This window comes from Pseudomonas sp., assembly GCF_030683065.1.
Classification (GTDB): Bacteria; Pseudomonadota; Gammaproteobacteria; order Pseudomonadales; family Pseudomonadaceae; genus Aquipseudomonas.
This window is the reverse complement of the sequence record NZ_JAUXMX010000050.1, coordinates 95165-108719: the sequence shown is the minus strand read 5'-3', so window position 1 is coordinate 108719 and position 13555 is coordinate 95165. Positions and strand designations below refer to the sequence as shown.

Here is a 13555-nt window from a genome sequence, read left to right as displayed (position 1 = left end):
GGCTCTGCACCATAACCAGTGCGCGCAGGTCGGAAGTTTAGGCAGGCTTGTGTATGCTACAAGCCTGCTGAACGAAGGATGCTGGCATGCAATGGATGTTGGGAGTAGTGCTGCTCTGGTTCAGTTTCTCGGCCATGGCGGAGCCGCTGCGTCTGGGTATCGGGACGCACAAGCCGCCTTACGTGTTTCAAGGTGAAGCGCGGGGGCTGGAGTATGAAATAGTCGAGGCGGCTGCGAAGCACGCCGGCTTCGCTATTGACGTCGTGCATATGCCGATAGAGCGCCTGCATTGGTTACTGCGCCGTAGCGAGATAGACGCCATCGCCACGACTAACGAGCTGAGCGGCATTCAGGCCTTTTATTCCCAGCCACACATCTACTACCAGAATGTTGCCGTGGCATTGCGCTCGCGCAACTACAAAATTGAGCGGATTGCCGACCTGAGCAATTACTCGGTCAGTGCATTTCAGCGTGCACGCTTTTTACTCGGTCGCGAATTTCAGCGCATGGCGCAAAGCAACCCGCGTTATCGCGAAGAGGCGCAGCAGATCGCGCGCAATCGTCTGCTCTACAGCGGGCGGATTGAGGTCGTGGTGGCGGATATTCGAATTTTGCGCTATCTCAATCGTGAGGTGCTTCATCAGGTCGATGTCAGCCAGCCATTGGCCCAATACTCGATCTTCGCGCCAACCCCCTATCAGGTCGGCTTCCGGCGCGAGGCCCAGCGCAATCGCTTCAATCAAGGGCTTGCTGAAATTCGTGCAAATGGCGAGTACCGCGCGATCGAGCGTCGTTACGCGATGTATTGAGGTCAATCGTCAGGCTAGTGGTCGGCTAGGCTGCAGGCCGAGCAATGCTGCTGGATGATGCGAAGGTTCGTCCCCATCACTATCCGTAGCAAAGGAGAGACGCATGTCGGGCATACGCATCATGACAATTCTGGGCCTGGCCAGTGTACTGCTGACCACGCAGGCTGCCGAATATTCCAGCGAACAGGGCACCCTGCAGGTCACTCAACTGGTTGGGGGGCTGGAGCATCCCTGGAGCATGGCTTTTCTGCCTGATGGAGAAAGCGTGCTGGTGACGGAGCGGCCTGGGCGTTTGCGCATAGCTACGCTGCAAGGTGGCCTGTCCGAGCCGATTAGCGGAGTGCCTGCAGTGTATGCGAGGGGGCAGGGAGGGCTGCTCGATGTGTTGCTGTCGCCTGATTTTGCCGAGGATCGTCTGGTGTACCTGTCCTATGCCGAGGCTGGCGACGCTGGGTACGCGGGCACTGCCGTCGGGCGCGCTAAGCTTTCGCTGGATAACCGCCAGTTGCACGGTTTTGAAGTGATCTTCCGTCAGCTACCGAAACTGTCTAGTGGCGTGCATTTTGGCTCGCGATTAGCCTTTGATCGCGAGGGTTTTCTGTTTATTGCGTTGGGGGAAAACAACCAGCGCTCGACCGCACAAGACCTCGACAAACTGCAAGGCAAGGTGGTGCGTCTACACCCGGACGGGGCTGTCCCGCGCGACAATCCCTTTGTCGGCCAGGCAGGCGTTCGGCCGGAGATCTGGTCTTACGGCCATCGTAACCAGCAAGGTGCTGCGCTCAATCCCTGGACCGGGCAGTTGTGGACCCACGAACATGGCCCGCGCGGCGGCGACGAGATCAATATCCCGCAAGCAGGCAAGAACTACGGCTGGCCACTTGCTACTCATGGGGTGAATTATTCGTTTCTGCCGATCCCGGAGGCGCAAGGCAAGGCGGTCGCTGGAACTGAATCACCGCACCATGTCTGGGCAAAATCGCCGGCAATCAGTGGCATGGCGTTCTATGACGGCGAACGCTTCGCTGCCTGGCGAGGCAACCTGTTTATAGGGGCGTTGGTCGGGCGCGCGCTGATTCGCCTGGAGTTGCGCGGCGATCAGGTGGTGCATGAGGAGCGCTTGCTGGAGCCGCTTGATGCGCGCATCCGCGATGTTCGCCAAGGGCCGGATGGCTATCTGTATGTGCTGACTGATGCCGCAAAAGGCCAACTGTTGCGGCTGGATTTACAGCCGAAATGAATCGAGGCTGAGCAGCTGTGCTGCGGCCTTGAGCAGTGTTGATCAGGGGCGGGGAGTTGACGCTGGGTGCGGGGATGGAACGGTAGCCCAGCGCTTTGTCTGGGTGCAAAGCGCTGCAGGGCTAAGGTGATGTTCGGCTATTTTTTGCCGATGGTGATCTGCTTGGACGCGCCATAAATCTGGCCACTGACGCCTTTGGCGATCTGCTGGATCTCACCGCCGGAGTTCAAGAAGGCGGCGATCTGCGCATCGATAGAAGCGCTGGTTTCGACGGCTGGAGCTGGTTTGGGCTTGCTGTTTGATGCTTTAACACGCATGGCGGCCATTAACCTATTTAAAAATTAATTTGGTCGCGGATTGTACATGAACGGCTTGACAAGCGCTTTATAAATAACGCAGATAACTCATGTTGTGCGTGTGCCAGGGATTTGCGCAATGTCCGAGTTTTGCTTACGCCGCTGAGTAAGTCATTGTTTTATCAGCGCTCCGTTGGTCCTTTTGGCGGTTCAGCGGCTCTCGAGGTGAGCGGCCTCCACTGGTCGGGTCGACTCGGGCGCTCTGGCGAGGCTCTGCGCGTTCGCGTGTTGACGCCGAGAATCCAGGCCGCAACTCAGGTAGAATGTCCGGCTCGCAACGAGGGTAGGGCACCATGGCTGTAATCGGACGAATGAATAGTTTGCAGGTCGTTAAACACACCGACTTTGGCCTGTATCTGGATGGCGACGCGGATGGCGAAATATTGCTGCCCAAGCGCTATATCCCCAAAGACACGCCAAGTGAGGTGGAGGACTGGCTGAATGTATTTATTTACCTGGACAGTGATGACAAGCTGATTGCCACCACGGAAACACCGAAAGTCCATGTCGGTCAATTTGCCAGCCTGAAAGTGGTGGATATCAACCGCGTCGGTTTGTTCCTCGATTGGGGGTTGCCGAAAGATCTGCTATTGCCTCATTCGGAAGAAAAGCGCCCGCTGCAAGTTGGTGACTACTGCGTGGTCTACGTATTCGTCGACAAGCGCAGCAAGCGTATCACCGCCACCGCGCGCCTGGATCGTTACCTGGACACCGTGCCGGCTACTTACACGGCCGGTCAGGAAGTTGACCTGTTGGTGGTCGAGTCCACCGATATGGGCTTCAAGGCGATCATCAACGGCAAGCACTGGGGCCTGATCCATAAGAACGAAATGTTCAAGTTCCTGCGCAGCGGCATGCAGGAGAAGGGCTTCATCAAGGAAGTCCGCTCCGACGGCAAGATCAGCCTGAGCCTGCAGGCGGTTGGGCAGGAGGCGGCGAGCAGCCTGGGCGAGCAAATCCTGGCCAAGTTGCGCGAGCACGATGGCGTACTCAAGGTGAATGACAAAAGTTCGCCTGAAGAAATTGCCGGGCTGTTTCGGGTCAGCAAGGGCAACTTCAAGAAAGCCATCGGCGGCTTGTACAAACAAGGCCGCATCGTGATCCACGAAGACCGCATCGAACTGCCCGGCAATTAAGCATCAGCGCTATGCGTTTATGGCTTGCTGCACGACACACGCAGTGAGCCATCTGTTCTGCAGTTGGCTTGCCATGCTTGGGGTGACCGCTGCAGTCGCGTTGCATCTGGTGTGCTGAGCGACTTAAGCAATATCTTGCCGGCGTAGCTCCCTCGGCAGAGCTGCGTGCGACCACGGTGTCATTCACATCAATGCCGCAGCAAACCTTCAGGTTCGTTTCGCGCCGACGGCGCAGAGGTTGTGATGACGATGTGCAGGTATGTGGTCAGTCTGCTGGGAGTGCTGCTGGTGACTCCGCTGTATGCCGAGCAGGTGGCGCCGCAGACGCTGCGGGTTATGCCGAAGACTTACATCAGCCCTGGTGCCAGCGGCAGCATCGGCAGCTCCCGGATCATCGAAAGCCATAACCTGTATGGCGGGCAGCGCCTACCCGACGTCCTGCAGCGCCATGAGCAGCGCTACGGCAGTCAATCGATAGAAAGCCGCGGAACGATCAAACAAACGATTGAGTACCCTAATGGCTACCGGGTGCAGCAGTATCCGGGACAGAGCACTGAATACATCGAGCGCAGCCGCTAGTTCAGGCCGCCATCAGCATGCCCCAGCGCAGCGCCAGAAACGCCAGCAAGCCCAACGGGCCGAACATCAGGGTCAGTACGTAGCAGGGCAGCAGTGCCCAGTGGCTGATGCCCGCGATGGCGCCTTCGTGGCGGATATACAGGCCGACCATCAGGTCGAACGCCAGGATATGTATCCAGGCCGCCAGCGCGGCCGTGGGTTGGCGCAGCAGTGAGAGCACCCCGCCGAGGCTGAAGAAACCGGGCCTGCCGCTACCCGGTTCGAGGCGTTGGCGCATCGCGACAAACAGCAGCCAGCTGTAGACGATGGCCAGCAGTACCACGCTGAGGCCCAGCACCAGCTCATCGGTATAGGACCAGAACGGCAGGCAGACCAGCATCAGCCAGCCGCCCAGGGCGATCAGCGAGGTGAGTTTGAACAGGGGTTGCAACGGTGCCATGGCGCGCTCACTGGGCAATGTATGGGCCCAACCATAGCGGATACGGCGATTGCCGCATCCTCATATCAGCGGCTGAATACAATGTCATCAGCTGGCGCGAGGGCCAGCTGATGGGTGTGTTTTATTGCTTCTTGCCCCACAGCTGTTCCAGCCGTTGGTCGCGACCACAGCCGTTGCGGTAGTAGTTGTAGCGCAGCGGATTACGTTGGTAATAGTCCTGGTGATAGTCCTCGGCCGGATAAAAGGTGCTGGCGGCGAGGATTTCCGTGACCACCGGGGCCGGCAAACGCCCGGATTTATCCAAAGTGGCTTTGGAGGCTTCGGCCTGTTGCTGCTCTTCTGCATTGCTATAGAAGATCGCGCTGCGGTACTGCGGGCCGCGGTCGCAGAACTGGGCGTTGGCGGTCACCGGGTCGATGGTTGGCCAGAAGGCTTCCAGCAGTTTGGCGTAGCTGGTCTTGCTCGGGTCGAAGCGCACGCGCACCGCTTCGATATGCCCACTGCTGCCGGCCGAGACCTGCTCGTAGGTGGGGTTGTCGATATGCCCGCCGATATAGCCCGAGGTGGTTTCAATCACACCAGGTACCTTGTCGAAGTCCGATTCGGTGCACCAGAAGCAGCCGCCGGCCAAGATCGCCACGCCAGGGTTCTCCACCGTCGGCGCACTGGCTTGTTGCTGCGGCGCCTGTGCGGCGGTGGGTTCACAGGCCACCAGTAGGCCGCCCAGAGCAACAATGCTGCTGGCCAGCAGGTGGCTGCGCCAGGTAGAGGTGATAGCAGTCATGTTCAGCTCCGCAGCTCAGGTAAAGCGTGGCCTTGGGGGATAAAGCGCAAGGCCACGCCGTTGTTGCACCAGCGTTCGCCGCGCGGTTTCGGGCCGTCATCGAAGACATGGCCCTGATGCCCGCCGCAGCGGGCGCAGTGGTATTCGGTGCGCGGGAATATCAACTTGAAGTCGCGCTTGGTGCCCATATGGCCGGCAATCGGTTGGGTAAAGCTGGGCCAGCCGGTACCGCTTTCATATTTGTCCTGGCTGGCGAACAGCGGCAGGTAGCAGGCGGCGCAGAGGTAGGTGCCGGCGCGCTTTTCCTGGTTGAGTGGGCTGCTGCCTGGCCGCTCGGTGTCCTCTTCGAATAGCACCGCATAGGCTTCTGGCGACAGCAGTTCACGCCACGCGCCATGTGCTTTGTCCAGCGGCACGACAGTTGCGGCCTGGCTGAGCGGTGCATGGCTGGCGAGTAGCGGTAGGCTTGGCAGCAAGATCAGGCCCTGGAGGAATGAACGACGTTTCATGGCTGTTCTCTGTACGGTGATGTGTTCAATAGACTTGCCCTCGGCAGAGTTGTTACAGCTGCTGGCGGGTTATGTGTGTCTAATTGCGAAAGTGCCACGCCGGCTTCGCTTATGTTCACCGCCAGGGCCCTGGCTATGGTGTAGGCAGGCGTTCTTGATGGTGTTGTATGTCATCGATGATGGTGCAGTTGCGCCCAGCGCTTTTAGCTTGATACAGGCATCGGTCGGCGCGCCCCAGCCAGGATTGCCAATCCTCGCCGTTACCCAGAATGGCGCCGCCGATCGAGGCCGTCACAGGGCCGCCAGGACTTTTCAGGCCTGCACCGATGTGCTGTTGCAGATTAGCCGCTGCGGCTTTCAGACTGACTTCGTCGGTGCCGGGCAAGAGCAGCAGAAACTCTTCGCCGCCAAAGCGAAACAGGCGATCTTCCTGGCGGGAGCAGCATTTGATCAGCTCGACTAAGTCTACTAGCACCTGGTCGCCAGCCTGGTGGCCAAACCGGTCGTTGATCTTTTTGAAATGATCCAGGTCCATCACCAGGATTCCATAGTTATTGCCGTGCCGGCGATGGGTGGAGACGGCAATTTTAAGTTCTTCATTCATTGCCCGGCGATTGCGCGCGCCGGTCAATGGATCCAGGATCGCCAGGATTTGCAATTGGTCGCGTTGGCGGCGTGTGCGCAGGGCGAAGATAAAGGTCAGGATGCTGGCCAGCATGCCGGTGACCAGGAACGACACCATCTGGTAGCTGCTCTCGAATACCGTGCCCGGCACTACCAGTGCATAGCCAACCAGGCTCGACAGCACCAGTACGGTGGCCACCATGGCTTTCCCAGGGGAGACCATGAAAAAATTGAACAGGATCAGAGGGTAGATCCAGAACAGTCCGTTGACCCCCAGGTTGATGGCAATCAGCGTCGAGCCTAGCGAGAAAATAATCGCCAGGTAAATGCCGGGCTTGACCGTGTCGCCGGTGCGCCAGGCATAGAGCACGGCGCAGATGGTGGAAAATACGATAGTGGTGTCGGCGGCGGCGACCAGATAATTACCTTCGGTCAGCCGGTACACCGCATAGGGCGAGATGCCCATGATGCCGAAGAAGCTCATCAGGGTAATGATGGAAAGCTGGAAGTCGTTGCGTAGCCGCTTGAGCATTCGCCGAATGAGTCTGGCCATGAAGGGCTCTTGTCGTTTTGATGGAGTAAGAATGCAGAGCTTTGCTTGACCCTGGCAAGGGCAGAAGATGAACAAAGTGCCAGCATTTACGCCGAGCTGATGGATAGCGCTACCGAGGCGAGCAGCATTGGCCTGTTAGCGATACAAGGCAATCAGGTCTTTTGTGCGCTGATAGCGTACCAGTCGCTCGGCGAGCGCTGCGGGGAGACTGGCGCAGGGCGCAAAGCCCAGATTTGCATAAAAGCTGAGCAGTTCGGGATGACAGAATAGCCAGACAGGCTTGTTGGCATGCGCCAGGGCTTGCTCGATCAATTGCCGCGCCAGACCTTGGCCGCGCCAGGTGGGGGCCACGAACAGGCTGTTCAGCCAGTACCCTTCTGCGATTGGTCGTAGGCACAAGGCGGCGACAATCGTTGTGTGTTGCGTGACCCAAACCTGGGCCTGGCGGTCCGTGCGCATGGGTGAGTGATGCGCACGATAAAACGCATCCGCCAGCGGTAGCAGTGGGGCGGGCAAGGCACGGCAGTTCAGGTCGGACATGCAGGGTAAGTCGTTTGTCGAGAATGGCGGGGGCGATCCGGTGGCCCAGCAGCAGGGCATTGGCCGGCTGCTGGGCGAGTTCATCAGGCGCTGGTGGGGTGACTGCCGAGCAGGTTTTTATCGGCCTGCTTGCCTTTTTTCGTCATGCGCTTTTCTTGCGCAGTTTGAAGCGGTTTCTTTTTGGTTTGTTTCTTTGAGTCCATGCCTTTGCTCATGATCTTCACCTGGGTCTAGATAGCGATTGAATGATGTGCGGAGCAGCGTTCAGTCATGGTCACCTCCCATTGTCCTGCCTGGCTCGAAGTCTACGCTCATGGCTAAGCAATAGCTGGGCAGTTGTACCGTGAGGCCGCGTGGCCTGGGCCGTTTGTCGCTATTGGGTGGCCGTCATGACGTCAGGCGTGGCGAAGCAGGCGCTCGGCAGTGATCTCGGGTAGATCCTGGCGGTGCATGTACACCCGCAAGGGCTCGCCGATATTCAGTCGTTCGTCGATGCGCAAATCGAGGAGCAATTGGATGCGCTCGCGCTTGAGGGTCATCAGTTGATCCGGGCCGGTGCACCAGACGAACTCGCAGCTCGGGGTGATGCTGCCCTCTGGCACATCCAGGCCGAACGAGTCCTCGCTGAAGCGCACGATGTAGTGGTCGGTTCTGGCATTGAAGCCGACAAAGCCCTGCAGTTGGTCAGCGGCCTCGCAGATGCTGGCGGACGTGATACTCATATGAACCTCGCGCGTTACGACGGTGTAGACCCGTTGGGGGTGGTCGCTACAGGCTAAGGTGTTGTGCGCAACGTGCATTGCTTCTGATCAATAAGCCGCCGGTTAGGCGTGAATCCGTGTCGGCGAGGTGGATCTTGGCTTTGCTGGTCATCGAGCCGGCAGTCGCTGCTTTTATTCGTCCGTAGGCGTCGAAAAGGCGTTGATCTGGCCGAAAGGTGCACTGAGCATGTCGACCTTTACCGCCATCAGCGGTGAGTTGTTGATCCAGATATTATCGATCACGATGGTTTTGCCGATGTCTTCATTGTCGGCGGCGACCAGCAGGTAGTACGTACCATCTTCCGGTGCTTCGCCATCCCAGCCCATGCTGATCTGGCCAACCACGGCACTCGCGCGTGAGGGTTGGCTGGCGATCACCGTGCCGTAAGCATCGAGCAGCAGCGCACGCGGCTTCAGGGCGAACTTGTTGAAGTCCAGGCAAGCGTTATGGCATAGCGAATTGACGTTGAGTGCATAGCGCTCGCCCTTTTTCAGGTGCAGAGAGAACACGCGGTAATTGGAGATCGAGCTGCCGAAGTCCACACGCGGTTGCTCGGCACCGATCTGCCAGGCAGGCAGCGACAGGCCGGGATTCATTGGCAGGGGGATCGCCTGGACATTATGGATGGCTTCGAGATTGCTTTTGGCAATCGGCCCCTGCGCTGAGCGCACGGCGTGTTCATCGGTCGACTGCGGGTTACCGGCGCAGGCGCCAAGCAGCAGGCAGGTGGCCAGGGTGATTAGTCGGCGCAAGATAAAACTCCTCGGTGACTGTGTCCTTGTGTGCCCGTAACACGCTCCCAGCGCAACGGGCGCGCATTCTACTCGCTTCGGCCAATCCTGGGTGTGATCGATGCCCTGCGTTCGTCCGATAGCGCGTATTTTCAGGCACGCCCGGCCGCAGCTAGCGCTGTTTGTCGTGGCTAAGGCATGCAGGCGGTGGGTTGCGCGTCAGGCTCTTCATCACCATAACGGTGGAATAGGCCGGAGCAGAGCAGCCCGGCATCTTGGGGCATCAAGAGCCCGCTAGCCCTGGCTGTCTTGAGGGTAAAGTGCGCGGTGTTGCTGGAAAATGAACTGTTGCAAGCGCTCGCTGCCACGGTTGTCGAGCGGATCGAGTCGATAGGCCTGCAGGCCACCGGAGGCTTTGCGTACCAGGCTGCCTTCAATGGCAATCGGCTTCTGGCCGGCGAGTGGCAGGATCAAATTGAAGTGTTCAGGGGCGATACGTTTGTTGCGGACTTCGATCAGCAGTCCGTTGAGTGACAGCTCGTGTACCCACAGCTCACTTGGTTTGCCATTGCGCTGGCGTAATGCAACAGGCGGATTCAGCGGCAAGCGCCAGGCACGATTGGCCGGGCCATCCTCGAAAATTTGCGGGGTGCCGAGCTCGAGGTGTTGAACCTGCTGTGCGTCTTCGACCAAGTGCGCTGTAAACGTCAGCCGCTGATTGGCGATGTGCGCCTCAATGGTCAGTTGCTCGTTGGCTGCACAGTAGGCGAGCAGTTCTTTGAGCTGCACGCCAGCATCGAGCAGTAGGTTAGGCGCTGGCGCAGGCTTGCGTTTACTTGCCGCAGGCTTTTTATGCAGGTGCTGAATAAAGTCCAGTTCAGCCTGCGTGAGTAGTGGCTGGTCATGCATGGTCATACTCTGCCCGAAAGGGTTGACCCCTTTGAGACAGCATGGAATGAAATAGGTTTATGCCTGTGGTCGGGTTTTCAGCTGCGCCAGTTCCGCGCGTAGCGTCGCCAGTTCGGCCTCCAATTCCTTGACCCGTTCCTGGGCTTCTACTTGTTCGGTGACATTTTTCTGGATGCCGATGTAGTAGGTCAGCTGATCACCTTCGTTGAACACCGGCGTGATCGACAATTCGTTCCAGAATGCACTGCCGTCCTTGCGGTAGTTGCGAATAATTTGCCGGCTGGGTAGGTGTTTTTTTACCGCTTCGCGAATAGTGGTCAGGCCTGGCTGATCACGGTCGCCGGCCTGCAGGAAGCGGCAATCCTGATACAGAATATCTTCGCTGGCATAACCGGTCAGCCTTTCAAAGGCAGGGTTGGCATAGATGAGGATGTTGTCATCGCCCTCTTTTTCGGCAACCACTATGCCGTCGTTCGAAGCGTTGATCACCAGTTGCAGCAGTTTGGCATTGATCATGAGGCGATTCCTGGGCTCTGTCCGCTGCATTCTAAAACATCCGGGCGCGCTGTCTACTTGCGGCATAATGCCAGCCAGTTTAAGGCTGTGTTCCACATGTATCGGAGTTATTTATGAAAGTCGCCATTCTTTCCGGCTCAGTCTACGGCACTGCCGAGGAAGTCGCCCGGCATGCCGAGCAGTTGTTGAAACAGGCCGGTTTCGAAACCTGGCACAACCCCCGCGCCAGTCTGGCCGATCTACAGGCGTTTGCCCCGGCCGCCTTTCTGGCAGTGACGTCGACCACCGGTATGGGCGAGCTGCCAGAAAATCTGCAGCCTTTGTATTTCGCCATTCGTGATCACTTGCCCGCGTGGAGCGGTCTGCCTGGCGGGGTGATTGGCCTGGGTGATTCCAGCTATGGTGATACGTTCTGCGGTGGTGGCGAGCTGGTTCGCGAGCTGTTTGCCGAGCTGGGCATTCACGAGGTGCAGCCGATGTTGCGCCTGGACAGCAGTGAAAGCGTCACCCCAGAAAGCGACGCTGAGCCCTGGCTGGCCACGTTCATGGCGGCGCTGAAGGCCTGATACAGTCCGGGCGCTGCGGCCCTCGATCTGGAGCAACCTGCGGGCAGCGGGGCGTCACTCGACCAGGGTTGGTCGGCGTGGCGCAAAAGCTGGCGGGCTGTCGATTCGCTACCAAGCAGCCCTACGCACGGCAATAGTGCGAACGGGTTTGACTCGTAAGGCCACCACGCTGGCCGCCAGAGCGACTCACCTTTGCTGCATCCCTCGCTAGACTCATTGGCACTGATAACAATACGTGCCGAGGTGTTTGCCGTGACTGTTGCCCATGCTCTGCCCAGTCTCAATCTAAAGAATCAGGTTTCCGCTGCCGAATGGCAGGCCCGGGTCGACCTGGCTGCCTGCTACCGACTGATTGCCCTCTACGGCTGGGACGACCTGATTTTCACCCACATATCGGCCAAGGTGCCGGGCAGCGAAGAGTTCCTGATCAACCCCTACGGGCTGATGTTCCACGAGATCACGGCCTCGAGCCTGGTGAAGATCGACCTGGCCGGCAACAAGCTGATGGACAGTCCGTTCGACATCAACCCCGCCGGCTACACCATCCACAGTGCCGTTCACGAGGTGCGTCACGATGTCGCCTGCGTGCTGCACATCCACACCGCTGCGGGAATTGCCGTGTCGGCACAGAAGCAGGGCCTGTTACCACTGTCGCAACAGTCGTTGTTCGTGCTCGCCAGCCTGGCCTACCACGGTTACGAAGGCGTGGCCCTGAACCACGACGAGAAGGCCCGCCTGCAGCAGGATCTCGGCGAGAAGAATTTCATGATCCTGCCCAATCACGGCCTGCTTACTGCTGCCGGCAGCATCGCCGATGCCTTTTTGATGATGTTCATTCTGCAGCGTGCCTGCGAAATCCAGGTGATGGCGCAGAGTGGCGGCGCGGAGCTGATTCATATCCCCCAGCCGATTCTCGACGGTGCTAGGGCGATGGTCGCCGGGGTGATGAAGAGCCCTCAGGGCATGGGTGGTGCGCTGCCTTGGCCGGCGTTGCTGCGCAAGCTCGACCAGCAGATGCCGGGTTACGCCGAGTGAGTGCTTTATCTGGCATTGCCCTGGCATACTGGCGCGGCCAGGGCCGGGACTTCGATTTTCGTGGCCATGCCATACGCTACTGGACGGCGGGCGCGGCAACCGCCGAGCCCCTGCTGCTGATCCATGGTTTTCCTACGGCCAGTTGGGATTGGCACTATTTATGGACGCCGCTGAGTCAGGATTACCGCCTGATCGCTTGCGACATGCTCGGCTTCGGCGACTCGGCCAAGCCGCGCAGGCACGCTTACAGCCTGCTGGAGCAGGCCGACTTGCAGCAGGCGCTGCTCGACCATCTTGGGGTGAACGAGCCCGTGCATGTGCTGGCGCATGATTATGGCGACAGCGTGGCCCAGGAGTTGCTCGCAAGGCATCACGAGGGGCGCATTGCACTGGCCAGTTGCGTGTTCCTCAATGGTGGCCTGTTCCCCGAGACCCATCACCCGGTGTTGGCGCAGCGGCTACTGCTCAGCCCACTCGGCGGCTTGATCGGCCGACTGTTTTCGCGCAAGACGCTGGCGGCCAATTTTGCCAAGGTGTTCGGCCCGCAGACCCAGCCCAGTAGCGCCGAACTCGACGATTTCTGGCGCCTGATCGCGCAGAATGATGGGCCGGGTGTGATGCATCGGCTGATCCGTTATATCCCCGAGCGCCGGGCGCAGCGTGAACGCTGGTTGGCGGCGATGCAGCAGGGCGGGGTGCCGCTGCGGTTGATCGACGGTGCAGTCGACCCGATCTCCGGCGCACATATGCTGGCGCGTTATCGCGCGCTGATCCCACAGGCAGACACTGTTCTGCTCGACGGCATCGGTCATTATCCGCAAACCGAGGCACCAGGCTTGGTCTTGCAGCATTATCTGGCCTTGCGCCAGGCGTTGGCGTCTCGCCATGAATAGGCGCCAGCTGGTTAAATTCGCCGCAGTAAGTGCAGTGGCTGTCGTCGGGACAGGCTACTGGGCTATCCCGACCGGCACAGCACCTGGCGCACTCAGCCTGCAAGGCGCGCAGCAGGTATTGGCTGGGCTGGTGGCTAAGCAGTTGGTCAGCCTCAAGGGCTGGAGTCCGACCGAGGTATTCAATCACTGCGCGCAGAGTATTGAGTATTCCATCAGCGGTTATCCCGAACTCAAGCCCGCCTGGTTCCGCCATAGCGTCGGGCCGCTGGCCTTCAGTGTGTTCGTTGCCCGTGGCGCGATGCGTCATCCGCTGGATGAGGTCATTCCCGGGGCTGCGCTGCTGAGCGAGCCGGCCAGCCAGGTGCTGGCGCTACAGCGGCTGCAACAGGCGTTCGCCGACTTCGCCAGCCACCGGGGCGAACTGCAGCCGCACTTTGCTTACGGGGCGCTCAGTCACGCCGACTACGCCCAGGCCCATGTGCTGCATCTGTATAACCACCTGAGCCTGATCCGGCTGGCTTAACAGACCGTTGAAAAACTACTGCGCTCGGCTATGCGGCGTTGAAATCGGCCT

Annotated in this window: 19 protein-coding genes; 8 read left to right on the top strand and 11 right to left on the bottom strand. The window is 59.2% G+C overall.

The genetic code is table 11. The features are described 5' to 3' along the window. Positions 1–86 precede the first annotated feature (86 nt). Both Q8K09_RS16835 and Q8K09_RS16830 read left to right on the top strand, forming a co-directional pair. Entirely contained in the window at positions 87–809 is a 723-nt protein-coding gene (locus Q8K09_RS16835) for an ABC transporter substrate-binding protein (protein ID WP_305256141.1), read from the top strand. A gap of 121 nt (positions 810–930) precedes the next feature. Beyond that, entirely contained in the window at positions 931–2049 is a 1119-nt protein-coding gene (locus tag Q8K09_RS16830; RefSeq protein ID WP_305256182.1) for a PQQ-dependent sugar dehydrogenase, read from the top strand. 137 nt (positions 2050–2186) lie between these two features. Here the strand turns inward: Q8K09_RS16830 and Q8K09_RS16825 are convergent, their stop codons facing one another. Further along, the gene (locus Q8K09_RS16825; RefSeq protein WP_300656920.1) at positions 2187–2375 is read right to left on the bottom strand and encodes a hypothetical protein; all 189 of its coding nucleotides are present in this window, start codon (positions 2373–2375) and stop codon (positions 2187–2189) included. Positions 2376–2698: 323 nt separating this feature from the next. Between Q8K09_RS16825 and Q8K09_RS16820 the strand changes: the two genes are divergently transcribed. Together Q8K09_RS16820 and Q8K09_RS16815 are read left to right on the top strand one after the other, a co-directional pair. Continuing rightward, positions 2699–3541, top strand: coding sequence for a S1 RNA-binding domain-containing protein (locus Q8K09_RS16820; RefSeq protein ID WP_305256140.1), 843 nt, complete (start codon positions 2699–2701; stop codon positions 3539–3541). Positions 3542–3784: 243 nt separating this feature from the next. Then, positions 3785–4120, top strand: a complete 336-nt coding sequence (locus tag Q8K09_RS16815; RefSeq protein ID WP_305256139.1) for a hypothetical protein — start codon at positions 3785–3787, stop codon at positions 4118–4120. A gap of 1 nt (position 4121) precedes the next feature. Here Q8K09_RS16815 and Q8K09_RS16810 read toward each other — a convergent pair whose 3' ends face one another. The 10 genes from Q8K09_RS16810 to Q8K09_RS16765 all read right to left on the bottom strand — a co-directional run bounded on the left by Q8K09_RS16810 (position 4122) and on the right by Q8K09_RS16765 (position 10487). After that, entirely contained in the window at positions 4122–4559 is a 438-nt protein-coding gene (locus Q8K09_RS16810) for an ABA4-like family protein (protein WP_305256138.1), read from the bottom strand. Positions 4560–4680: 121 nt separating this feature from the next. After that, positions 4681–5343, bottom strand: coding sequence for a peptide-methionine (S)-S-oxide reductase MsrA (gene msrA / locus Q8K09_RS16805; protein ID WP_305256137.1), 663 nt, complete (start codon positions 5341–5343; stop codon positions 4681–4683). Positions 5344–5345: 2 nt separating this feature from the next. Next, a complete protein-coding gene (gene msrB, locus Q8K09_RS16800; protein ID WP_305256136.1) occupies positions 5346–5852 on the bottom strand; it encodes a peptide-methionine (R)-S-oxide reductase MsrB in 507 nt (168 codons plus the stop codon). Positions 5853–5985: 133 nt separating this feature from the next. Then, entirely contained in the window at positions 5986–7029 is a 1044-nt protein-coding gene (locus tag Q8K09_RS16795; RefSeq protein WP_305256135.1) for a GGDEF domain-containing protein, read from the bottom strand. Positions 7030–7164: 135 nt separating this feature from the next. Beyond that, positions 7165–7569 (bottom strand): GNAT family N-acetyltransferase, encoded by a 405-nt coding sequence (locus Q8K09_RS16790; protein WP_305256134.1) that lies wholly within the window; start codon positions 7567–7569, stop codon positions 7165–7167. A gap of 83 nt (positions 7570–7652) precedes the next feature. Continuing rightward, positions 7653–7784, bottom strand: coding sequence for a hypothetical protein (locus Q8K09_RS16785; RefSeq protein ID WP_305256133.1), 132 nt, complete (start codon positions 7782–7784; stop codon positions 7653–7655). 180 nt (positions 7785–7964) lie between these two features. Further along, the gene (locus tag Q8K09_RS16780) at positions 7965–8291 is read right to left on the bottom strand and encodes a DUF2025 family protein (protein WP_305256132.1); all 327 of its coding nucleotides are present in this window, start codon (positions 8289–8291) and stop codon (positions 7965–7967) included. Positions 8292–8462: 171 nt separating this feature from the next. Then, positions 8463–9083 (bottom strand): hypothetical protein, encoded by a 621-nt coding sequence (locus Q8K09_RS16775; protein WP_305256131.1) that lies wholly within the window; start codon positions 9081–9083, stop codon positions 8463–8465. A gap of 273 nt (positions 9084–9356) precedes the next feature. Continuing rightward, positions 9357–9971 carry a hypothetical protein gene (locus Q8K09_RS16770; RefSeq protein ID WP_305256130.1) on the bottom strand — a complete coding sequence of 205 codons (615 nt, stop codon included), beginning with the start codon at positions 9969–9971 and terminating at the stop codon, positions 9357–9359. Positions 9972–10028: 57 nt separating this feature from the next. Further along, positions 10029–10487, bottom strand: coding sequence for a PAS domain-containing protein (locus Q8K09_RS16765; RefSeq protein WP_305256129.1), 459 nt, complete (start codon positions 10485–10487; stop codon positions 10029–10031). Positions 10488–10600: 113 nt separating this feature from the next. Between Q8K09_RS16765 and Q8K09_RS16760 the strand changes: the two genes are divergently transcribed. The 4 genes from Q8K09_RS16760 to Q8K09_RS16745 all read left to right on the top strand — a co-directional run bounded on the left by Q8K09_RS16760 (position 10601) and on the right by Q8K09_RS16745 (position 13504). After that, positions 10601–11053, top strand: coding sequence for a flavodoxin (locus Q8K09_RS16760; protein WP_305256128.1), 453 nt, complete (start codon positions 10601–10603; stop codon positions 11051–11053). Positions 11054–11305: 252 nt separating this feature from the next. Further along, positions 11306–12088 (top strand): class II aldolase/adducin family protein, encoded by a 783-nt coding sequence (locus Q8K09_RS16755; protein ID WP_305256127.1) that lies wholly within the window; start codon positions 11306–11308, stop codon positions 12086–12088. Beyond that, positions 12085–12981: an alpha/beta fold hydrolase gene (locus Q8K09_RS16750; protein ID WP_305256126.1), complete on the top strand. Its 897-nt coding sequence runs from the start codon at positions 12085–12087 to the stop codon at positions 12979–12981. Before Q8K09_RS16755 ends, Q8K09_RS16750 begins: the two co-directional genes overlap by 4 nt. Next, the gene (locus Q8K09_RS16745) at positions 12974–13504 is read left to right on the top strand and encodes a DUF1569 domain-containing protein (RefSeq protein ID WP_305256125.1); all 531 of its coding nucleotides are present in this window, start codon (positions 12974–12976) and stop codon (positions 13502–13504) included. The genes Q8K09_RS16750 and Q8K09_RS16745 overlap by 8 nt, the downstream gene beginning before the upstream one ends. Positions 13505–13555: the final 51 nt, after the last annotated feature.